Origin of the sequence: Pseudanabaena sp. PCC 7367 (genome assembly GCF_000317065.1) — a bacterium.
GTDB classification, from domain to species: domain Bacteria; phylum Cyanobacteriota; class Cyanobacteriia; order Pseudanabaenales; family Pseudanabaenaceae; genus Thalassoporum; species Thalassoporum mexicanum.
This window is the reverse complement of the sequence record NC_019701.1, coordinates 1,411,927-1,433,076: the sequence shown is the minus strand read 5'-3', so window position 1 is coordinate 1,433,076 and position 21,150 is coordinate 1,411,927. Positions and strand designations below refer to the sequence as shown.

Genomic DNA, 21,150 nt, shown 5'->3' with positions numbered 1-21,150 from the left:
TTGACAGAAATTAAAAACATAATGATGTCCTTAAGGCAATGTTTGGGTTTAATGTGCAGCGATCTTGACCCCTACCGTAAGGGGAAACTGGCAAGCATTCTGGTTGCAATCTTCTTTACCCCGAGCCTCCAACTTATTTGGTTATATCGGCTTTCGCATTATTTCAGAGAGAATCACAACCCAATCCTATCGATTTTCTTCTTTTATCTCCAGCAAATTATGTTTAGTAGCTCGGTTAATCCTAAAGCCGTCTTGGGAAAGCAGGTGAATTTTCCTCATCCGTTTTGTGTTGTGATCGGTGAAGCCGTAAAAATTGGTGATCATGTCAAAATCTTTCAACAGGTGACGATCGGCAGTCATGGGCGCACTGGCCTCGATAAGCAATATCCCAAAATTATGGATCAAGTTATTCTCTATGCTGGTGCTCAGGTGATTGGCGATCTGACTGTGGGTAAACATGCTGTCGTGGGTGCCAACGCTGTGGTGCTTGAAGATGTGCCTGATTATGGTGTGGCTGTTGGTATTCCGGCGCGAATTGCCAAGATTATGACTGATCCAGATTGTGTTGATGCAGCGATCGCGTCTGAGTCAGATCAAGTTAATCAAACCACCGCAACCTGATTCAACCATGAATAGCACTCCTGCCAGTATCAGTTTAGACCTGCAAACGATCGCCGAGATTGACATTTACTCACAATTTCAGCGGCAGATTGTGCTTGCTCCCTATACTACCTGGGGGGTGGGTGGGGCTGCAGCTTTTTTCCTCGAACCAGCCACACCACTTGAATTGGTCGCCGCCTATCACTGGGCTTGGCAACACCAGCTCCCTTTTGTAGTGATTGGCAAGGGGTCTAATATTCTGGTTGATGATCAGGGCATCAATGGTGTGGTAGTTTGCATGAAAAACTCGATGGCGCGGTTTTGGCAAGATCAACAAAGTAGTATTTTTACCGCCGAGGCTGGTTGCCATTTGGCCAAACTAGCACTAGCTGCGGCCAGATCCGAGATGGCAGGGTTTGAGTTTTTAATTTGTATTCCTGGGACAGTAGGCGGGGCGATCGCCATCAATGCGGGGGTGGGAGGCAGAGATAGCAATGCCTGTATTAAAAGTATTCTGCTAGATGTAACTGTACTTAATCCCGATCTGTTACGTTCCTCGGCAACTGAGCGAAACGGATCAAACCAGGCCGCTCAAATTAGTCTGACTGAATTTTGCGATCGGGCGATCGTCACTATTCCGGCCAGTGAACTGGATTTGAGTTATCGTCATTCTAATCTGAACCAAAGGCACCAATGGATTCTCAGCGCCCGTTTTTATTCCCCACAAACAGCCAGTCGCGCGGATATTCTGGCTCAACATCGCGCAATCTTACAAAAGCGAGTTGCCAAGCAGCCACTCAACCAGCGCACCAGTGGTAGCACCTTCAAGCAACCAACCAGTAATGAAAACAATAAACCAGCGGGATGGTACATCGATCAAGCTGGCCTCAAGGGATATCAAATTGGTGGAGCCTCAATTAGCGCCAAACATGCCAATTGGATTGAGAATGATGGCACGGCAACGGCGCAGGATATTAAAAACTTGATTGCCCATGTACAACAGGTGGTAGCCGATCGCTTTGATGTTCAGCTAGAGCGCGAAGTGAGATTTTTGCCCCAAGACTTAATTACAAATTAATCACCAACTTAACTCAATTCCGGCAAACCAGAAATATTCAGCTTGTGGCTTGGCCGTATGATTCACCATAATGCTCAATGCTGATTTGATTTTATCCATTAAATTTTGGCGATCGTTTAGATTGCAATTTTAAGATTAAACCTCAGCGCTAACATTTCAGTCACAATTGAGCATTTATGCAAACAGTCTAGTAGTTAATGAAAACAAAACCGCCCACCGAACCGCCAGTTCCAGACCCCTCAATCTCAAAACCGCAACGTAGCTTTGCCCAGGAAGTTCTGACCCTGATGGGGGGCAGGTTTTTCATCGTGGCGATCGGTTTTTTGAGCACGGTGATTATCTCGCGCCAATTGGGGCCAGAGGGCAAAGGGATTTTAGTGGCGCTTTTGGTTTTCCCGACCCTGTTTGTGAGTTTGGCCGAGATGGGGATTCGCCAGGCCACTGTGCATCACCTTGGCCAAAAGCAATATGCGGATGTTGATATTGCGGGTATGGCTTATTATTTTCTGCTCTGTTTTAGTGGTCTTGGCGTAGTCCTTTGCGCTTTGCTGTATTGGCGTTTGGACAATCCCAATTTCACCCTGCCAATGATCGGGTTGGGGTTGCTATATATTCCTCTGTTTTTAACAGTTTCCTACTCTTCTGGGATTTTGCTGGGCAAGGAATCGATCGCCCAGTTTAATCAGGTGCAATGCTTGCGAATTTTTCTGAGGCTAATTTTTTTAGTCTTGCTAGTGTGGCTAGCCCAGGCCTATGTGGTGGGGGCGATCGCCGCTTTGATTCTTTCCTTAGCTGTCAATTTTGTCTATACATTGTGGCTGGCATCGCGGCATGTGCCTTTGCGGATTAGGTTTAATGCTCAAATTGCCAGGGAGATGCTGAGCCTGGGGGTGGTTTATGCCTTGGCGCTATTTATGATCAATATTAATTACAAGATCGATGTGGTGCTGCTGGAACGGCTCAGTTCTGCCACCGAGATTGGCCAATATAACACTGGCGTGGTAATTACAGAGCTAATTTGGCAACTACCGGCTGCCCTGGGGGTAGTGGTGTTTTCCCGCAGTGCTAATGTGGACAACAATAAGGCCGATCGCCGTGCTTTTACCCATAAAATCGCCCAATTGTTACGGATCACCTTGGCAGTATCGATCGGTGTGGCCATTGTGCTGGCCGCGATCGCTCCTTTTTTAATTCCCTTCCTATATGGCGAAGCCTTCAGACCCAGCGTGAGGGTATTGCAACTGTTGATGCCCGGCGTGGTGATTCTGACTATTTTCAAAGTGCTAAATATGGATCTGGCGGGAAAGGGGAGACCAGAGGTGTCCCTGGCCATTTTTGCGCCGGCGGCAGTTTTGAACATTGGCCTCAATTGGGTTTGGATTCCGCGCTATGGTGCTAATGGTGCCGCGATCGCCTCGACGGTTAGCTATGCCATTTCAGCGATCGTTTTTATGTTTGCCTATGCCAAGATCAATCAAATTACAATTTGGCAATTGCTGAAGTATCAAAGAAGTGACTTTTCTTTGCTCAGTGAGCTAGCAATCAAACTAAAAAACAAACTAAAAAACAAACTAAAATAAGCCATTTAGTATTTTGGTGTATTTGAGCTACGATTCCATCATATTTTTATCCATATTCATTTGTATTTACGGTTTCAACACTCATAGTAGATTTTAGACATAGTGGATGCCAATTCTTTGCGATCAGGGGCACTAGGATCGCCCCAATTACCACTACTACCACTGGTATCGATTGTCTCTGTTTACTACAATCGGCAGGATTGCGTTGATGAGTCGATTCAGAGCTTATTAAATCAAACCTATCCAAATCTAGAAATTGTCGTAATTGATGACGGCTCTAGCGATCGCACCTATGAAAGGCTTTGTCAGATTAAAGATCCACGTTTGAAAGTGATTTCTACGGCGAATCAAGGGTTTGTGAGGGCGATCAAATATGCGATTAGTCTAACTACGGGCAAATTTATTGCTATTCATGGTTCTGGTGATATTTCGTTGCCGCAGCGAATCGACCGTCAGCTTAATTTGCTCCAGAAAAACTCGGAAATTGGTTTTGTTGGCTGTTACATCAAAAATATGTATCTTTGCCAGAACAATCTAAATGAGGCAAATCAGAGTCACACAGTTTTGCTGATGGGGGATGAGTCAAGAGGAATAGATGGCTTAAGAGCAGGTCACAACCCTTTTACTCATGGTGAAGTAATGTTTCGGCGCAACGTTTATCAATCGGTTGGTGGCTATCGTAATTTATTTAAATATGGCCAGGACTATGACCTGTGGTTACGAATGGCCATGATCACCAAATTTGCGATCGTTAAAGAATTTTTGTATATCCGCAATGTTTTTCCAGATGGCGTAACGGTGAGATTGGAAAAACTATTGTTACAAGTATGTCTGACTGATTTTAGCCGTCAGTGCATCGAGCAGAGGATCAATGATGGGGAAGACCTGATCGATCGCTATGGTGAATATGCTTTGTTCTTTCGAGCCAAGAGTAAAAAACTGGCGATCGCGCTGTGGAAGTTGGCAGTTAAGTTAGTTTATAGTTGTCAACTTGACCAAGCTGGATATATTAATCAGCTTAGCTTGGATGAGAAGCGTCTAATTAGCAATACCTTGCTCCAATTCATGATTTGGATCAGCCAAAAATACCATCCCTTCAGATTGCTGATGCGACATAGTATCGGTCTGGCAGTAAACCATATTTCCTCTAACCACAAAATCGAGCTCAAAACCTGGGAATATCTTAATCAGGAGCAAGGGCAAAATCAAGGCGATAGATAGTCCAGCCTGATCCCCCTAGTTTGGTTTTGTCTGTATGAAATAACTGTACTGCTCGTCAAGCTAAAATTAATTGACAAGAAACATTTGCCCAAAGAAGCCCTATGCCAGCTACTCAAACATCATCACAGCCAGAACCAATTCTCGAAGTTAAGCAAGTCCATGCCGGATATGTCGAAGGGGTGGATATCTTGCAAGGTATTAATCTGGTGTTGCGACCAGGCGAGTTGATTACGGTGATCGGCGCAAATGGAGCCGGCAAATCGACCCTGGCGAAGACAATTTTTGGCCTGGTGCCAGTGCGATCGGGGCAGGTGATTTTCGATCGCCAGAACATTGTTGGCCTCAAGCCAGATCAGGTGGTCTGTCGGGGTATGGGTTATGTGCCCCAGGTGTCTAATGTATTCCCTTCGCTGACTGTGTCTGAGAACCTGGATATGGGTGCATACCTGGCTGAAGGCGATCTCAAAACGCTCAAACAAAATATCTATGAGTCTTTCCCGGTCTTAGCGCAACGGCGGAATCAATGGGCCGGCACCCTATCGGGCGGCGAAAGGCAGATGTTGGCAATGGGTCGAGCCCTGATGCTATCGCCCAAATTATTGATCCTGGATGAGCCTTCGGCGGCACTTTCACCAATTCTGGTGCAGGATATCTTTGACCTGGTGCAACGGATTAATGCCACTGGCACGGCGATTATTCTGGTGGAGCAGAATGCCCGCAAGGCGCTGGCGATCGCCGATCGGGGGTATGTACTAGACTCTGGCCGCGATCGGTTTGAGGGCAAAGGCACTGATTTACTCAATGATCCCAAGATTGCCGAACTTTATTTAGGCATTGGTAATATCAACCTTGATGATCCTAAACAGCCGATCGACCAGGAGAGTACAAATCAACCAGCGCAAAACCCTGATTTAGAGACTACCCCAACTAGTAGTGATGCTGAAGCCCCCTCATAATTTAGCCTCAATAGCGATTAGGATTAACTTAAATTTTCTAAGCAGCCTACTAATGAGCAATATACAAACACTTTCAAGCATGATCCGGTTGAATATGGCGGGTGGTTAAGCCAGCGATCGCCAATAGCATAATTCAATCCCCCCAATAATAGAGAGCCTCAGCCAGAGCCAGCTCAACGATCGATTAGGAGCTAATTTGATTAGCGATAATTAGATTATTAATCAATCATCAATTCAAAATTCTAGTTTTTACCTACAGCTTCAACCGTGACTAATTTTGCCGCCTTCACTACCAATAAGCTAGATGCCCTGCGTCGCTTCAGCCGCCCCCATACGATCATTGGCACCAGCCTGAGTGTGTTTGCCCTATTTGCGATCGCCCATGCTGCGGATTTAACTAACTTGCTGAATCTACAAGCTACTGATGCACTGGGCTTGACTAACCTAACCATTATCTCTAATTTGCTCTGGGCATGGTTTGCCTGCTTATGCGGCAATGTTTATATTGTGGGTCTAAATCAAATTCTGGACATTGAGATCGACAAAATCAATAAACCGCATTTGCCATTGGCCGCAGGAGACTTTTCGCCACCACAGGCTAAGGCGATCGTAGCGATTACTGGCATTATGGCAGTGGCGATCGCGCTGATGCAAGGCTGGTTCTTGACCCTGACCGTAATTATTAGCTTACTAATTGGTACAGTTTACTCACTACCACCAATTCGATTGAAGCGGTTTCCATTTTGGGCTTCGTTGTGCATTTTTACGGTGCGTGGCGTAATCGTGAACCTGGGGTTATTTCTGCATTTCCAGCAGCTTAAATTGGGGCTGTCTCTGGGCGAGAGTTGGCGAATACCGCTTTCAATCTGGCTCCTGACCGCGTTTATTTTGATTTTCACCTATGTGATCGCCATCTTCAAGGACATGCCCGACATTGAAGGGGATGCCAAATTTAATATCATGACCCTATCGATCAGTCTGGGGCAGAGCGTAGTGTTTAATCTCTCGCGCCAGATTTTGCTGTGGCTTTACCTTGCTTTTGCTGTCGTGGGGTTATTACCATTTTTTACCAAAATCGAGATTGGTGTAAGTCCAATAGCAATGCTAGTTGCCCATAGCTTGTTGGGAGCATTAATGTGGTGGCGAAGTCGGCAGGTACGTTTGGGCGATCGCCCCTCGATCGCTAGCTTTTATCAATTTATCTGGAAGCTGTTTTACCTGGAATATATTGTTTTCCCGATCGCCTGTATGCTGGCTTATTTGTAGCTTGGCTGAATGTAGCCAGGATAAAATCATAATAACGGTCAAACGATAGTTACACTATGAAACGTCCTAAATTTAGCGAAACCAAAGCCACCCAACTGGCTGTTAGACTAATTCAACTTGCCGATGGCAGCATCACTTACTTAAAGTTGATGAAGCTAATGTACCTCTGCGATCGAACTGCTTTGATCAAACTTGGTGCCCCGATCACTTTTGATACCTATATCTTGATGAAATATGGCCCAGTCCTGAACACCACCTTAGCTCTGATTAATGCTGGGCACCCACCCAATGAACTCTCCCATTGGGATATATATATTGAGGCAGTTGATGCGCATAATATGCGGCTGAGAAAGGAAATTATAGATCAAGACTTTTTAAGCGAAGCGGAGCACAATATTATCGAGTCAGTTTTTGAAAAGTATGGAAATCTAAATCAATGGGAATTAGTTAAACTACTCCACGATGAGTTACCAGAATTGATAAATCCTGACGATTTGGTGCTACCGATCGACTACAGAGATATTCTAGTGGCGGAGAATATGGCTCAGGCAGAAATAGAAGGAATTGAAGAAGAACTAGCTGAAGCTGCCCAAATTGATGCAGTGTTTAGTTGATGACCAAGCAGTCGCCGATCGCCTCAAAACGTCAAAGACTTCTATATTTCACTGCAAGCAACCTAATTATCAAACTTAGTTGATTTGCTAATAAATAACTAAGAACTAATAAATAATCTGATACTGCGATTGCATCGTACCCTGTAAAGCCTGTAATGCACGCTGGGTGCGCTGTACCCATTCGGTGCTGTCTTCTGCTTCATAGAGCCGGAGCGCTTCTTTGTAGGCAGCGATCGCATCACGGATATTACCCTGGGCGGTTTGCAATGCCCCCATGCCAAAATGGGCTCTAGCAAAGGTGGGCTGCAATTCGATCGCCTTCTGGTAGGCTGCTTCCGCTTTGGTGAGATCACCCTGGTCAGCCAGAGCTAAACCAAGATTGGTATAGTCCGACCAGAGTTCCGGCTTACCGAGGCTGATTGCCTGTTCTAGGGCGGCGATCGCTTCGGTGCTATCCCCTTGGGTGCGAAGCAATTGTCCCAGATTACTAAAGGCGACGCTGTTGTTAGGATCTAACTCAGTTGCACTGCGGAAGGCAACGATCGCATCGGCGGGTCGATCCTGGTCAGAAAGGGCACGACCCAAATTATTATAGGCAGAAGCATAGCGAGGATTGAGGGCAATGGCTTGTTCATAGGCCGTAATCGCCCCACTTAGATTCCCCTGGCGACGGAGCGTTAAACCCAGGCCATTATAGGCGATCGGCTCATTGGGATTGAGTTCCACACTACGCCGAAATGCATTAGCGGCTTCATTGAGTCTGCGTTTTTCTAGCAGGTTTTTACCCAGGGCAGCAAAGGCATCGGCATTACTAACATCCAATTCAGTGGCCCGTTGATAGGCAACGATCGCCCGATCGATTTGGTCATTGGCGGTCAGAGCCACTCCCAGGTTGTAGTGCACATTGGGGAACTGGCTATTAATGGCGATTACTTTCTCGTAGGCAGCGATCGCGCCGTTGTAGTCATTACGCTCATACAAAGCCACTCCCAGGGCATAGTGGGCAGTAGCAAAATTGGGCGACAAAGTGGTTGCCTGACGGTAGGCAGCGATCGCCTGATCTAGATTGCCTTGCTGGCGTAGTACAGAACCCAAGCCATTATGGGCTAAGGCATAACTGGGATCTAGGGTAATTGCTTGCCTGAAGGCTGCGGCTGCCTGACGATAATTATTTTGTCTTTCTTCCGCCAGCCCCAAATTGTAGTAGGTGGGAGCTAACGCTGCATCGGCCTCGCTCAGTTCAATCACTTTTTGATAGGCGGCGATCGCACCAGTAAAATCCCCTTTTTGATATTTGGCAATCCCCAAACCATAGTAGGCAGGTGTATAACTGGCTTCAATTTCGATCGCGCGATTGTGGGAGGCGATCGCCCCATCTAGATTTCCCTGCTGGCGCAATGTTACGCCCAACCCATAGTGGGCAGGTACAAACACCGGATTTTTCTCAATTGCTTCGCGGTACAGAGCGATCGCCCGATCGAGTTGATTTGCTTCCCGGCGGCGATTGGCTTCTTCAACCAGAGCCAGGGGCGTATTGGCATTATTGGCCTGGGCAATTGGCTCTAGTTTTAGCGATCGCTCGACCGCAATAGGAGCAATCACATTGCCGCGATCCAAAGCCCGCTCAGTAATGTGTGCGTTAGCTTGAAAAGTTGAAATATCGGTAAAACCGGCCGCTAGCATGGTGAGGCTGGCTAGGGCGATCCCATTGATTCGCATCGTCATGAGGATAGTTTGTCTAGATTTCTAGAGTGTGGATAGGAGGATAAAAGCACTTATGACTTAGCCAAATTAATAACTACTTAAACTTAAGAAATAGGTACATATACGCGCTATGCGAAACCTTATTTTAGCTAAAATTGGCGCACAAATCCTCCCCCATCCAGCCTAGGTGTTTCTAAGTGGGTTGCTTGGCCAGGTTGCCAAACATCAGTAATTAAGCAAGCTGGAGATGATGTAATGTATCTCAGCCGATCGGTAGATGTTTTGATCTCTAATCTATCGCTTGCCATACCGCTAAGCATCCCAAAGTGCAACTATCGATCATAATCATACCGAGGCGATCGCTATATCCTTAGCCATATTCGTAGATACTCATAGCAAGCCCTTAGGCCATTTGATCTAGTGGCGCTGACTGGAAATTCAATCTCAAAGTTCCCACTCAGTTCACACTGGTTGGCTTAAGTTTGCCCCGATTGATGGCAAGGGCGATCGACCAACAAATACTTTGAAATACTTTGAAATACTTGGTAAGATTGCGATGCTGTAGGGTCTAAATCACTAAACCCCTGCGCCTTGGTTCTCTAAGCCCTGATCTTCCAATGGTTTGGAGTTATTGGCAGTCTCTTCAGCATGATCAACAGGATCGCCATGATCGTTATTTTCTTCGCCCTGATCCGGTGGGAAGCGCTGATCGCTCATTGCCCATTTCACCAATGGCGGCGCAATAAACGTAGTCATAATCACCATCACCACGATCGATACATTCAACGACTCACTCAATACACCACTGCTCAACCCCATCCCGGCAAACACCAGTGCCACTTCGCCCCGTGGAATCATGCCAATGCCGATCGCCAGGCGATTGAGGTTATCTTTGGCTGGCAACACATATCCGGCTGCCAGTTGGGAGATGACCGCCGCCACCGCCAGAAACAAAGCAATCACCAAACCCTGTTGGTTTTCCGGCACCAGGGGATTTAACACCCCAATATTAGTCCTTGCGCCCACCGTTACAAAAAAGATCGGCACCAATGCATAGGCCAGCGGCATAACCTGCTGTTGGAGTTCTTTATGCTTGGTAGTTTCGCCTAGAATTAAGCCAGCCGCAAATGCTCCCAACAAAGCTTCCAGGCCGATCGCTGAAGCCAAATAGGACATCAGCAGCGCAAAGATCAGCGCTGAAACCAATAACTGTCCCTGATTCTCGCCAAATACTCTCACTATCCAATTGCTATATTGCCGCCCCAGCAGGATTGCCCCCCCCAGAAACAAACTGGCCACCACTACCAAATAGCCAATATTTACTACGTCTACTTCGCCTGTTTTAGCCAGACTTGCCACTACGGCTAGCAAAATAATTCCCAGGATGTCATCTAATACTGCTGCGCCAATGATTATTTGCCCTTCGGTGGTGGCGATCTTACCCAATTGCGAGAGTACCTTGGCGGTGATGCCAATACTGGTGGCAGTGAGGGCTGCGCCTACAAACACAGCCGGGATTGGTGCTACCCCGAATAAATAAATCAAACCCAATGCACCGATCGAGAATGGCGTTGCCACCCCAGCGATCGCCACCAGGGCAGCCTTGGGGCCAATTTTAATTAATTCATCCAGATTGCAAGCTAAGCCCACTTCCAGCAGTAATACCACCACGCCAATTTCCGACAGCAAATCAATGATTGCCGCCTGGGTCTGAAATACTACGCCTGCGCCCTGATCGGTGAGATCGGAGGTTAGCTCCAGCAGGGCAATGATTGAAGAGTCCGCCGCCGTAACCCCCTGTTCCGGAAAAATCACCACATGCAAAGCGGAAATACCCACCAAAACACCACCCAAGAGTTCCCCCAAAACTTCCGGCAAACCCAACCGCGAGCAGACAGCACCACCCAATTTACTGGCTAAATAAACCACTGTTAAGGTGAGGAGTACGGCGGTAAGAATAAAGGTGTTGGAGGTTTCGACGGAAACGGCGGCAAGATGGGTTGGGTTAAACATGCTGAATTTTAGAATACGTGAGTTTGATTATTTGATTAGTAATTGCCGGAAATTAAGATTAAAGCTGATTTTGCCATGAGCGATCGCTCAGTTATGCACTTGACTGTAATTCTAGCCTTACGCAGTAGTTTATAAAGAAAAAATTAAAAAAGAGTCGATCGCTACAGATAATTTCGCCTGAACTGATTAAAACTTAGGTATAGCAATAAAAAAACTGCGATCGTAAAAAGTAGCCTTTTTTACTAATACCCCCTTGATTAATTTGGGACGCTGGCTTATATTATGTACAGGGCTATCCTATTCCCCCCCGTGTAGCCCACATATCCCCGAAAATGGCAACTGCTTTGAAAAGGGTAGGCGCAAATCAATAGTCCTAAACCACCTCTACATTTGGCACGGACAGTTATTGATGCCGAAGGGATACTTTATCTTCCCAAAATAGAATATATTTATGCTCCCCTCAGGTTAGCGGTAACTTATCTGTTTGTTATTGCTGCATGGTTGTTGTGTTGGCTGCTAATTGTAGTGTAAGCATCCTCTGCCTATAGAGGTTATTTGATCTAGATCACGTAATGCCGGAAAAACATTTCAAGCACAACGGTTACATGTTTTTGGTAATGATTATTTACCGGACTTGACCCTGAATAAATAATTAGCAAGAATTGAAGCTTAATGCCATTGGATACTTATTGGCAATTAGCTAGTCGGCATTTCTGCGATCAAACGGCTGACAATCCCCGCATCCGGGGCATCAGGAGCATGGGCAAGGTAGGTTTCTAGATCGATCTTTGCTTCGATATATCGCTCCATTTGATAGTAGAGCAAGCCGCGATCCCTTAGCTGCACTGGTGCATCGGGCAACAGCATTAAAATTTTCTCGATCGCCGCCAGGGCTTTGGCTGGTTCATTCCGGCGTAAATAAATCAATTTTAGATTCATCAAAATCCGCTCCAGAATCCGCCTGATGCCGACGGGCTCAAGATATTCTGATCGCAAGGCGATCGCCTGGCCATAAACCTCTTCCAGCTTTGCGGCACAATCTTCCGGAAACATAATCTCACCGCAATTAAATGGATCAAGAAACACTGCCACATCATCCCGTTGTGGTCGAATAATAAAATGCCCAGGCAAGCTCACCCCCTCAAGTGGAAAACCTACTTGCTCGCCGATCGCCATATAAACCAGCGACAACGTGATCGGAATGCCTTTACGTCGATCGATCACATCGGTAATAAAACTATTACGGGGATCGTAGTAGTCCTGTTGATTGCCCTTGAAGCCCTGCTCCTGACAAAGGTATTGATTAATAATCTTAATAATTTTGAGCGGATAGGTAACTCCGGCCAAACGCGGCTCTAGCTCGGCACTCATTTGCACTAATTGCTGGCGATAATGCTCCAGGTCAATGCGGGGATATTCTTCCCAGGCGATCGCCAAGGTCGCTTCCAACAGGTGATTAAACTCCAGTTGGCGATCGGGCAAGCGGGCAATCTGCAAAAACTTTTGCCGTGCCGGCGATAAATTAAATTCGGACATGAGAAATTACGGGCTAGGGAAAATCAGTCAATCAGTCAAATCAGTCACATTGGTCAACTTAGTTAAATGATCGCAATTATTACAACGCATAAACCTGGCCGTCGAATAGCAATCGCATAATCCCCTTTTCCGCTAGTTTCTGTTGAGCGGCATGGAGCAGACCACCGGAAAACTTGATGATTTTTTGATTGCGATTGGAAAAACGTCGTGCCACCCGATGATTGTTAAATACTGGCATCGTGGCCAGATGTAATTCTTCGGTGGGAATTTGCCCCAATTCCCTAAAGTCTTTCAGGGGCTTGGTAATAATTTCTGCGGCGCGATCGATCACCACATACAAAGTATTGGGTAATTCAGCCGCATCGAGGGGCAAAATTGCGATTTGATCACGAGTTTTGGTAGTCGGACGCGTAATTTCTTCTGAATCTTCAGGCTCATCGTCATCTAGATCATCTTCATCTTCATCTTCGTCGTCGTCGTCAAGATCATCTTCATCACCAAATTCATCGCCAACCAGATCGTCAATCGCCAGTTCACTAGCTAAATCCTCAGCGATCTCATCGTCGATGTTTTCCTGATCAAGATTAGCGCTGGATTGGATTTGACCCCGGTCACCTGCTTCATCATCAGGCTCTACCAGTTTTACCGGACTATCTGCTTCCTTCGACTGCTCTTTGTTTCCGGTGCTGCTGCGATCGGCCGAATTTGACCGCCGCCGCCGATTTGATTTAGCTGGCTTGGAGGGGGTGTCTTGCTCCGCCTCAATTAAATTTAGTTGTTCGCCATTTTGATCTTGATCAACATCCTTACCTTTGGTGCCTTTGGCCTTACTTGGCTTGGCTTTAGATTTAGTTTCTGCTTCTGCCGGAATTGGCTTAGCTGGCTTAGCAGCAGTCGATCGAGACTTTGACTTAGTTCGTTTCTTGCCTTTTGTCTGTTTCTGAGATACAACTTGCCGATATTCCTCCGGGGACATTAACTCCTGGAGCAATCGCAATACAGTGCTAGAGCTAACTCCATACTGCTTAGCTAAACTCGTAGTTGATGCGTCCGTATCACAGTACAGGCGCAAAATCTCTTTTTTATCTTTTACCGATAGCTTAGTAGCAGCCATTAAGTTACGCAAAACCTCAAAAAACCCAATACCTATCTTACAGAATTAGCAGCCGAAAACATGTTCACATATGTGTGAAAGGTGTTGCAAAACTCAGGCTGGCTTGGCGAGATGGCCATTTAATAATATAAGTTAAGCAAGGAGACATTGCCTAAAGCTTTCTTCTCAAACAGTAAATTTGTGCCCTAGCTCACCTTTTGATTGCCCCTGCATCACCAGAAGACAACTTTAGAATCACCGATCGCCACCCCTCCCCATCACGGCAGGCGATCGATCGGTAGCCCATAATAAACCATACAGGCGGAGAGAACTATACAAATTAACTATGCAAATCAATGATCCAAAAAGTGCTGGGATCGTTAATTGCAATCCATAAATAGAGATTAACCATGACAACTCAAACCGTAAAACTAGAAAAAAATTCACCAGAAGCCGACTTCGATGAATCCAGAACCGATGCATTTGCTCAAAGAATGATGGATATGATCAATGGCGGCTCGATTGCAATGATGACTTCGATCGGGCATCGCACTGGCCTATTTGATGTGATGGCCAACTTCCCGCCCGTAACCACCCTGCAAATTGCCAGAGCATCTGGTTTAAACGAGCGCTACATCAAAGAATGGCTGGGGGCAATGGTCACAGGTGGCATCATTGAATATAACCCCAAGGCACAGACCTATTTCCTGCCCCGCGAACATGCAGCAGTTCTGACCAGAGCCGCCTCCCCCAACAACATAGCCGCATTTGCCCAATATATTGCGGTGCTGGGCAGTGTGGAAGATAAAATCGTGGAATGCTTTAAACAGGGTGGTGGTGTTCCCTACTCGGCCTATGGCCGTTTCCATGAGGTGATGGCAGAGGATAGCGAACAAACGGTGGTATCAGCCCTAGAGGAGGCGATCCTGCCGTTGGTGCCTGGTCTGGTGGAGGCTCTTGAGGCAGGGATTGAGGTGATGGATGTAGGTTGTGGTAGTGGCCGCGCCCTCAACAAAATGGCAGCCCTGTTCCCCAATAGTCGCTTTGTGGGTTATGACATTTCCCGCGAAACGATCGAAGCTGCTGTCTGTAAGGCCAGAGAATTAGGACTAACTAATATTCAATTCCAGGTTAAGGATGCAGCAGCGATCGAAGCGGTGGAGCAGTTTGATTTGATTACTGCTTTTGATGCAATCCATGACCAGGCCAAGCCAGATCTGGTGCTAGCCAAAATTAATCAAGCGCTTAAGGCTGATGGATTGTTCTTGATGCAGGACATCTATGCCCATAGTCATGTGGATGGCAATCTAGATAACCCAGCAGGACCATTTATGTACACGATCTCCTGTATGCATTGCATGTCTGTGTCATTGGCAACAGGTGGAGATGGCTTGGGGGCAATGTGGGGCGAAGAAAAAGCCCAGGAAATGTTGCAAGAGGCTGGCTTTAATCAGGTTGAGATCAAAAAACTAGAGCATGATTTCCAAAACAATTATTATCTAGTCAGAAAAAGCTAGAGTCTAGATTTGCTCATAGCTTGGTGGGGCGATCGGGGCGATTGCCTGGCTCGCTTCACCATTTCAATCAGGGTATGATGGGCATCTTCTGCATCACTGAGCGTATGATCAAAATTAATCCGCACTGGCACTGCTGCACCATCGAAAACTTGGACATTCAGATCCATACCATGATTATCGATCGCCTGCATTTGGGCAGCCGAGGCATCTTCAACACTGCCATAAACCTGGGCATAGATTAACAAAGCATCTATATGATCCTCGTTCATATGTTTACAAATGCGATCGCTAATGTTTTTAGAAATTGAACCGCTCATTACTGCTCACACCTTGAATTTACTAATTTGATCCATTGATTAGCGGAAGGTATTAAAGGCATCGATCGCCAAATCCTAATCATTCCAGCCAGTTTACTGATTTAACCAAACAACCAACTTTGACACCCCCTAAAATGATCGATAACACATTGAATATCGTGCATTAATAATCCTATGACTCGATTCAGGATTTGAATAACGGAATTTTGGGGTATATCAGTTATTAATATTTAAGCAAGTTACACATATAAATAGTAAATATGCCTACATAACCATAAACCAGATTTGGGCGATTATACTCTGGTCGCAATAACTTTTTGGTATTTATGCTTAGCGAGCATGGCAGCGATTGCCCCTGGCACAACGAACAGAAGTAATTTACCGCTTATTAGCCGGTTATTAGTTTAGTAATGATTAGGCAACAACTTGCTTGCTGCTAACGTCGCAATAGTAGACTCTAATTTATTCATCTGTAGCACTTATGCACTAATTTGCAATGCCCATTACCAGGGGTAGCTAAATTTGGGAATGGTTGTGTTGCAAGTATTGGATCAGCAGATTTAGGATCGGAGCAATCAATTCAATTCAATCCAGACAGATTATTAATTAGGTCTATGTCATGCTGGGAGTCATTTAAAAATGAGGCGGCTAGCCAGGTTAATTAAATCCATTGGCAGGCTAATGCGGATAAAGGGCAAGCGATCGCGCCGTCAAAAGTTTGCTCGCTTCAGTGCCCGATTGTTGGTTTCTCTGGTGGCGTTGTTTTTCCTGGTGCGATCGCTACCCTACCTAGCGCCAATTAAAGCCAAGGATATTACCCAAAATCAAACTGCCCTGGAATTTGTCGATCGTAATGGTTTGCCACTGGGCACGATCTTGACCCGCGATCAAGAACATACTGCGGTTGTGGACCTCGATCGGGTTGCGCCTAATTTTATCAATGCAATTATTGCTGCTGAGGACAAGCGTTTTTATCAGCATGGTGCCGTAGATCTCAGGGCGATCGCCAGAGCCACAATCACCGCGATCCGGGCAAGGCGGATTATTAGCGGTGCTTCAACGATTACGATGCAATTGGCACGATTGTTATCTGACCATCCCGATCGCAACCTGAACAATAAACTAAAGGAAATCTGGCTAGCCTGGCGTTTGGCCGCAGGCATGAGCAAACCGGATATTTTGCAAGCCTATATCAATCGCTTGCCGATGGGCGGCAATGTTTATGGCGTGGAAGCGGCGGCAAGATTATATTTTGGCTTACCAGCCAGTGAGCTAAATCTGGCTCAGGCTACAATCCTGGCGGCATTGCCCAATGATCCGGTGCGTCTTGATCCCTATACTGCACAGGGGCAAGCGAAAATTGGCGATCGACTCAAACAAAGGCAGCGCTATATTTTAGATCGGATGGTCGCAGATCATTATATTGCCCCCGACCTTGCCGATCGGGTTGCCCGCGAACAGGTGGTATTTCAACCCCTTGACCAACAGGGCATTATGGCCGCGCCTCATTTTTTGTTTTGGTTGGCCGATCGCCTGCCTGCCAATCCAGCGATCCCGATTCACACCACGATCGATCGAGAACTGCAAGAATTTACCACCGCTCAAATCCAGCAAATTGTCGCCTCCCTGACGGCGCAAAATGTGAGCCATGCTGCGGCTCTGGCGATCGATAATCACACTGGCGAAGTGCTGGCCTATGCTGGATCGACCGATTATTTTGCTCAGGCTAGACGTGGCCGCAATGATGGCGTGCAGGCACTGCGACAACCGGGTTCAACCCTGAAGCCGTTTTTATATCAATTGGCATTGGAAAAACGCCTGATTCAACCAAACACAATCCTGGCCGATGTCCCCGCCTACTATGCGATCCCTGGAGCCAGGCTCTATAACCCGATCGACTATAGCGGTAATTTCCTAGGGCCAGTGCGGGTTCGTTCTGCCCTGGCTAATTCTTTAAATATTCCGGCGGTCAGGGTTTTGGAAAAGGTGGGGGTGGCTAATTTTCTGGCTCGATTGCAGCAATTGGGTTTTAAAGACCTCGATCGGCCAGCAAATTACTATGGTCTGGGCTTGAGTTTGGGGAGTGGTGAGGTGAGTCTGTGGCAGTTGGCTGGTGCTTATGTCACGATGGCACGGTTAGGCGAACCACTCCCCCTGTCGGCAGTGATGCATCAGTCTGATCAAAGTGCTGATCATAGTGATGAGACTAGTAACGATCGCAATAGTAATCGCCACAACAATCGCCGCAATCACCACAGGTCTGGGCAGAATATCGATCGCCTTGGATTGAATCGGTTGAACCAGTTAAATCAGTCAACAAATCGATCGATTAAGAATATTAATAATCAAGCCGCTCAGTCCATCGATCAGCCCGAATTGCCCATAGCCCCAGATACCTGGGCACTGATTGTGAACATGCTCAGCGATCGCCATGCCAGGGTTAGTTCATTTGGCACTAATTCTGCCCTGGATCTGCCCTTCCCGGCAGCGGTCAAAACTGGCACGTCCTCTAATTTCCGCGATACCTGGACAGTTGGGTTTAGCCAGGATTACACCGTGGCCACCTGGGTGGGTAATTTTAATGGTGAACCAATGCGGCAGGTGTCTGGGGTGAGTGGTGCTGCGCCCCTGTGGCAACGCATTATGATGCATTTATATGAAAGCGGTAAGTATAAAAATCAGCAGCCCCAACCATTCTCACCACCGCGCGAAATGGTGAAAAAGCCGATCTGTGCGATCTCCGGCGCGAAGCCATCGCCGCCCTGTCCGGTGGTGGTGCAGGAGTATTTGTGGCCAGAGACTTTGGCTGAATATGAAAATAATGCCGACCCATTTTATGAATTAGTTTCGTTGGAGCATGGCGATCGCCTCGACTCCTTAGACTTAGACCAATTAGAGTCAAATACCCTGGCTGAATATCAACTGAGTTTGCCACCGGAATATAACGAGTGGTTAGCCCAGCAATCGATCGCCAGCCTGATTAATCCTACCCAGACGATCGTCGCCATTCCCCATAATTCAAACCACACCGCATCTGAAACCTCTAAGCTTGAGCAAATCAATCAAGCTGCGATCGCCACCACCACAACTAGTGATCGCCCTGAATCCGCCGAACTTGCTGCTTACCCCAGTAATCTTAAAAAACAGGGGCTCCGGATTGTGTCGCCTCGCAATGACGACTACTTTGTGCTCGATCGGATTGTGGCAGCTAGTTATGAGCAATCCCAGCAATCCCAGCAATCCCGTAAATCTGATAAATCTGAGCAAATCGCTAATCGTAATCAGCCTGATTACTTAGACCAAGATCAAGAGCAAGATCAGGCTCAAGATGTCCCCGCCGCGATCGCTGCCCAGAAGCTGGAATTCAAGCTGGCCAGAGCGCCATCACAATCGGTGGATTGGTATTTAAATGGTCAAAAGCTGGCAACGGGAAAGGCTCAATCGGTGTTCTGGCAGTTGCAACCCGGTGAATGGCAATTAGAAGTGGCAAGTGGCGATCGCCGCGATCAGGTTAGTTTCACGGTTGAGCTAGCCCCACCACCGTCGCTGAAGCGGGGCTTTTCGATCGTTAAGTGATTGTCAAGTAACTAATTAAGCAACTAATTGAAAAAACTGCTTCAAAAAATAGCAAGAAAGCATCGCTCAAGCCTTCAATCCAACTCTTCCCCTCGCCTTATCCAGTTGCCCCATTGCCGGAACTAAACCAGTTGCCGCCCCTGTCGCCCCCAAGCCCAAACAAATCGACTGCCCAAAAGCCGCGATTAAAACTAAAATAAAAAGCTAGGTTGAAAAATCGATCGCTGATGCACCTATCTACTTGTCGAGCATTTACGCGTGAGAGACCCATCAACATACACCAGACCCAAATCAAACACCGTTCAGAAACCGCATATGCAATTTGCCAAGCGCCTCGACAAAATCCCCCCTTACCTGTTTGCGGAAATCGATCGCAAGCGCGAAGAGTTGCTCGCCAAAGGAGTTGACATCATCAATATGGGCGTTGGTGATCCCGACAAACCCACGCCCGACCATGTGGTCAAAACTGCGATCGAGGCGATTCAAGATCCCAGCACCCACGACTACCCCCCCTATAAGGGCACCAAGGAATTTCGCACCGCTGCCGCTGATTATATGGCCAAGCGGTTTGGCGTGACTGGGCTTGATCCGGATACCGAGATCGTCTCTTCGATCGGCTCCAAGGAAGCGATCCATAATATTTTTCTGGCCTTTGTCGAACCAGGTGACTATACCCTGATTCCCGATCCGGCCTATCCGGTCTATCGCACGGCGACGATCTTTGCAGGCGGCGATTATCACACTATGCCGTTGGTTGAGGAAAATGGCTTCTTGCCAGACTTGAGCAAAATCCCCACCGAAATCGCCCAAAAAGCTAAGCTGCTGTGGATTAACTATCCCAACAACCCCACCGGAGCATTGGCCAGCCTGGAATACTTTAAGGAGCTGGTGGATTTTTGTAAGAAATATGAGATCCTGCTCTGTCATGACAATGCCTACACGGAAATGGCCTATGATGGCTATAAACCGCCCAGCATCTTGCAAGTGGAAGGAGCCCGCGACATTGCGATCGAATACCATAGCTGCTCCAAGTCCTATAACATGACTGGTTGGCGGGTTGGCTTTGTGGCTGGTTGCGCCAAAGGGATCAAGGGTCTAGGTCAGGTGAAAACCAATGTGGACTCTGGCATCTTTAAGGCGATCCAACGGGCGGCGATCGCGGCGTTCCAAACCTCCGAAGCAGATTTACAAGCATTGATGTCGGTCTATCAAAAACGCCGTGACATTGTGATTGAAGGATTGCGATCGCTAGGTTGGCAAATCGAAGCACCCAAAGCCACCCTGTATATTTGGGCCAGGGTGCCGAGTGGTTATACTTCCACGGAGTTTGTGACTTTGCTATTGGAAAAATGCGGCATCATTGTGCCACCGGGCAATGGCTATGGTGAATATGGCGAAGGCTATTTTCGGATTGCGCTCACGGTTGAGGACGATCGCATCCATGAGGCAATCAAACGCATGACCGAAGCGGGTATTCGTTACCAGTAGTTTTGTTAGTTTTGGGCATTGTGATCGCAGGATCGGCAGCGATCGATCGTTAATTTCCCCAGGCTGTTGCCGATCTTGTTAAAGATTAATGTGGCGATATAGCAGTTACATCTTTTGGGTCTACTAGACTTGATTCCAGCTTTGGGATCTTGATTTTTAATTGCTTAATTCTTTTAATCTAACAACTAATCTCATAACCAAAAATAATTAAAAAATATGTCAGAAGCTAACAAGTCCTTAGGCGCAGATGCCGTTGATGCCGCGATCGCTCAGGGCTTAGATCTCGATGGCTCTAAAATCCCGGCCGCCAAATTAGACCTCTATACCAAAGTGATGGCGCTGGAAGCAGGTAGGCAGCGTAGCGGTGTGAGTAATACCATGCGATCGCGGATTGTGCGGATTGGCGCGAAGCACATTGCCCAGGATCAGCTAAATCAAATGCTTGCGGATGCTGATTTTGCGCCCCTCAAGGACAAGGAAATTGCCTTTTATTATGGTGGTAAGTAATTGATCTGGTTGGTGACAAGAAGATACCGCAAAAGTCCAGATCAGACCTTGCTAAGTTTATTCACGTTTGACTTTTAACGTTTG

16 protein-coding genes and 1 riboswitch are annotated in these 21,150 nt (G+C 47.0%); of the genes, 11 read left to right on the top strand and 5 right to left on the bottom strand.

Annotation, left to right across the window (positions count from 1 at the left end; all coding sequences use genetic code 11):
* The first annotated feature begins 51 nt into the window (after nt 1–51).
* The 7 genes from PSE7367_RS23075 to PSE7367_RS05515 all read left to right on the top strand — a co-directional run bounded on the left by PSE7367_RS23075 (nt 52) and on the right by PSE7367_RS05515 (nt 7,315).
* On the top strand, nt 52–621 hold the full coding sequence (locus PSE7367_RS23075) for a serine O-acetyltransferase (RefSeq protein ID WP_015164395.1): 570 nt from the start codon (nt 52–54) through the stop codon (nt 619–621).
* Between the two features lie 7 nt (nt 622–628).
* Nucleotides 629–1,678: a UDP-N-acetylmuramate dehydrogenase gene (locus PSE7367_RS05540; protein ID WP_015164394.1), complete on the top strand. Its 1,050-nt coding sequence runs from the start codon at nt 629–631 to the stop codon at nt 1,676–1,678.
* Between the two features lie 197 nt (nt 1,679–1,875).
* Nucleotides 1,876–3,258 (top strand): flippase, encoded by a 1,383-nt coding sequence (locus PSE7367_RS05535; protein WP_015164393.1) that lies wholly within the window; start codon nt 1,876–1,878, stop codon nt 3,256–3,258.
* A gap of 102 nt (nt 3,259–3,360) precedes the next feature.
* Nucleotides 3,361–4,479 (top strand): glycosyltransferase family 2 protein, encoded by a 1,119-nt coding sequence (locus PSE7367_RS20215; protein WP_015164392.1) that lies wholly within the window; start codon nt 3,361–3,363, stop codon nt 4,477–4,479.
* Nucleotides 4,480–4,580: 101 nt separating this feature from the next.
* Nucleotides 4,581–5,435: an ABC transporter ATP-binding protein gene (locus tag PSE7367_RS05525; protein WP_015164391.1), complete on the top strand. Its 855-nt coding sequence runs from the start codon at nt 4,581–4,583 to the stop codon at nt 5,433–5,435.
* A 267-nt stretch (nt 5,436–5,702) separates the two neighbouring features.
* Complete coding sequence (locus PSE7367_RS05520; protein WP_015164390.1) at nt 5,703–6,701, top strand: homogentisate phytyltransferase; 999 nt, start codon at nt 5,703–5,705, stop codon at nt 6,699–6,701.
* A gap of 56 nt (nt 6,702–6,757) precedes the next feature.
* The gene (locus tag PSE7367_RS05515; protein WP_015164389.1) at nt 6,758–7,315 is read left to right on the top strand and encodes a Panacea domain-containing protein; all 558 of its coding nucleotides are present in this window, start codon (nt 6,758–6,760) and stop codon (nt 7,313–7,315) included.
* Nucleotides 7,316–7,420: 105 nt separating this feature from the next.
* On the opposite strand, the gene PSE7367_RS05510 is transcribed toward PSE7367_RS05515, so the two are convergent.
* The 4 genes from PSE7367_RS05510 to PSE7367_RS05495 all read right to left on the bottom strand — a co-directional run bounded on the left by PSE7367_RS05510 (nt 7,421) and on the right by PSE7367_RS05495 (nt 13,682).
* Nucleotides 7,421–9,040, bottom strand: a complete 1,620-nt coding sequence (locus PSE7367_RS05510) for a tetratricopeptide repeat protein (protein ID WP_015164388.1) — start codon at nt 9,038–9,040, stop codon at nt 7,421–7,423.
* Between the two features lie 555 nt (nt 9,041–9,595).
* Nucleotides 9,596–11,032 carry a cation:proton antiporter gene (locus PSE7367_RS05505; RefSeq protein ID WP_015164387.1) on the bottom strand — a complete coding sequence of 479 codons (1,437 nt, stop codon included), beginning with the start codon at nt 11,030–11,032 and terminating at the stop codon, nt 9,596–9,598.
* Between the two features lie 324 nt (nt 11,033–11,356).
* A riboswitch (cyclic di-GMP riboswitch) is annotated at nt 11,357–11,449 on the top strand.
* Between the two features lie 279 nt (nt 11,450–11,728).
* Nucleotides 11,729–12,568 carry a SirB1 family protein gene (locus PSE7367_RS05500; protein ID WP_015164386.1) on the bottom strand — a complete coding sequence of 280 codons (840 nt, stop codon included), beginning with the start codon at nt 12,566–12,568 and terminating at the stop codon, nt 11,729–11,731.
* A gap of 79 nt (nt 12,569–12,647) precedes the next feature.
* Nucleotides 12,648–13,682, bottom strand: coding sequence for a hypothetical protein (locus tag PSE7367_RS05495; RefSeq protein ID WP_015164385.1), 1,035 nt, complete (start codon nt 13,680–13,682; stop codon nt 12,648–12,650).
* 389 nt (nt 13,683–14,071) lie between these two features.
* Here PSE7367_RS05495 and PSE7367_RS05490 point away from each other — a divergent pair, with 389 nt between their 5' ends.
* Nucleotides 14,072–15,178, top strand: a complete 1,107-nt coding sequence (locus PSE7367_RS05490) for a class I SAM-dependent methyltransferase (RefSeq protein WP_015164384.1) — start codon at nt 14,072–14,074, stop codon at nt 15,176–15,178.
* On the opposite strand, the gene PSE7367_RS05485 is transcribed toward PSE7367_RS05490, so the two are convergent.
* Nucleotides 15,175–15,495 carry a DUF2470 domain-containing protein gene (locus PSE7367_RS05485; protein ID WP_015164383.1) on the bottom strand — a complete coding sequence of 107 codons (321 nt, stop codon included), beginning with the start codon at nt 15,493–15,495 and terminating at the stop codon, nt 15,175–15,177. The genes PSE7367_RS05490 and PSE7367_RS05485 overlap by 4 nt on opposite strands.
* Before the next feature lie 681 nt (nt 15,496–16,176).
* Here PSE7367_RS05485 and PSE7367_RS20210 point away from each other — a divergent pair.
* The 3 genes from PSE7367_RS20210 to PSE7367_RS05465 all read left to right on the top strand — a co-directional run bounded on the left by PSE7367_RS20210 (nt 16,177) and on the right by PSE7367_RS05465 (nt 21,066).
* Nucleotides 16,177–19,071 carry a penicillin-binding protein 1C gene (locus tag PSE7367_RS20210; protein WP_156800348.1) on the top strand — a complete coding sequence of 965 codons (2,895 nt, stop codon included), beginning with the start codon at nt 16,177–16,179 and terminating at the stop codon, nt 19,069–19,071.
* 315 nt (nt 19,072–19,386) lie between these two features.
* Nucleotides 19,387–20,559, top strand: a complete 1,173-nt coding sequence (locus tag PSE7367_RS05470) for an LL-diaminopimelate aminotransferase (protein WP_015164381.1) — start codon at nt 19,387–19,389, stop codon at nt 20,557–20,559.
* A 216-nt stretch (nt 20,560–20,775) separates the two neighbouring features.
* Nucleotides 20,776–21,066: a small RNA NsiR4-regulated ssr1528 family protein gene (locus tag PSE7367_RS05465; protein ID WP_015164380.1), complete on the top strand. Its 291-nt coding sequence runs from the start codon at nt 20,776–20,778 to the stop codon at nt 21,064–21,066.
* Nucleotides 21,067–21,150: the final 84 nt, after the last annotated feature.

Coding starts and splice junctions, on each gene's coding strand:
- PSE7367_RS23075 (WP_015164395.1), top strand. CDS start 52: ATGTGCAGCGATCTTGACCCCTACCGTAAGGGGAAACTGGCAAGCATT.
- PSE7367_RS05540 (WP_015164394.1), top strand. CDS start 629: ATGAATAGCACTCCTGCCAGTATCAGTTTAGACCTGCAAACGATCGCC.
- PSE7367_RS05535 (WP_015164393.1), top strand. CDS start 1,876: ATGAAAACAAAACCGCCCACCGAACCGCCAGTTCCAGACCCCTCAATC.
- PSE7367_RS05525 (WP_015164391.1), top strand. CDS start 4,581: ATGCCAGCTACTCAAACATCATCACAGCCAGAACCAATTCTCGAAGTT.
- PSE7367_RS05515 (WP_015164389.1), top strand. CDS start 6,758: ATGAAACGTCCTAAATTTAGCGAAACCAAAGCCACCCAACTGGCTGTT.
- PSE7367_RS05510 (WP_015164388.1), bottom strand. CDS start 9,040: ATGACGATGCGAATCAATGGGATCGCCCTAGCCAGCCTCACCATGCTA.
- PSE7367_RS05505 (WP_015164387.1), bottom strand. CDS start 11,032: ATGTTTAACCCAACCCATCTTGCCGCCGTTTCCGTCGAAACCTCCAAC.
- PSE7367_RS05500 (WP_015164386.1), bottom strand. CDS start 12,568: ATGTCCGAATTTAATTTATCGCCGGCACGGCAAAAGTTTTTGCAGATT.
- PSE7367_RS05495 (WP_015164385.1), bottom strand. CDS start 13,682: ATGGCTGCTACTAAGCTATCGGTAAAAGATAAAAAAGAGATTTTGCGC.
- PSE7367_RS05490 (WP_015164384.1), top strand. CDS start 14,072: ATGACAACTCAAACCGTAAAACTAGAAAAAAATTCACCAGAAGCCGAC.
- PSE7367_RS05485 (WP_015164383.1), bottom strand. CDS start 15,495: ATGAGCGGTTCAATTTCTAAAAACATTAGCGATCGCATTTGTAAACAT.
- PSE7367_RS20210 (WP_156800348.1), top strand. CDS start 16,177: ATGCGGATAAAGGGCAAGCGATCGCGCCGTCAAAAGTTTGCTCGCTTC.
- PSE7367_RS05470 (WP_015164381.1), top strand. CDS start 19,387: ATGCAATTTGCCAAGCGCCTCGACAAAATCCCCCCTTACCTGTTTGCG.
- PSE7367_RS05465 (WP_015164380.1), top strand. CDS start 20,776: ATGTCAGAAGCTAACAAGTCCTTAGGCGCAGATGCCGTTGATGCCGCG.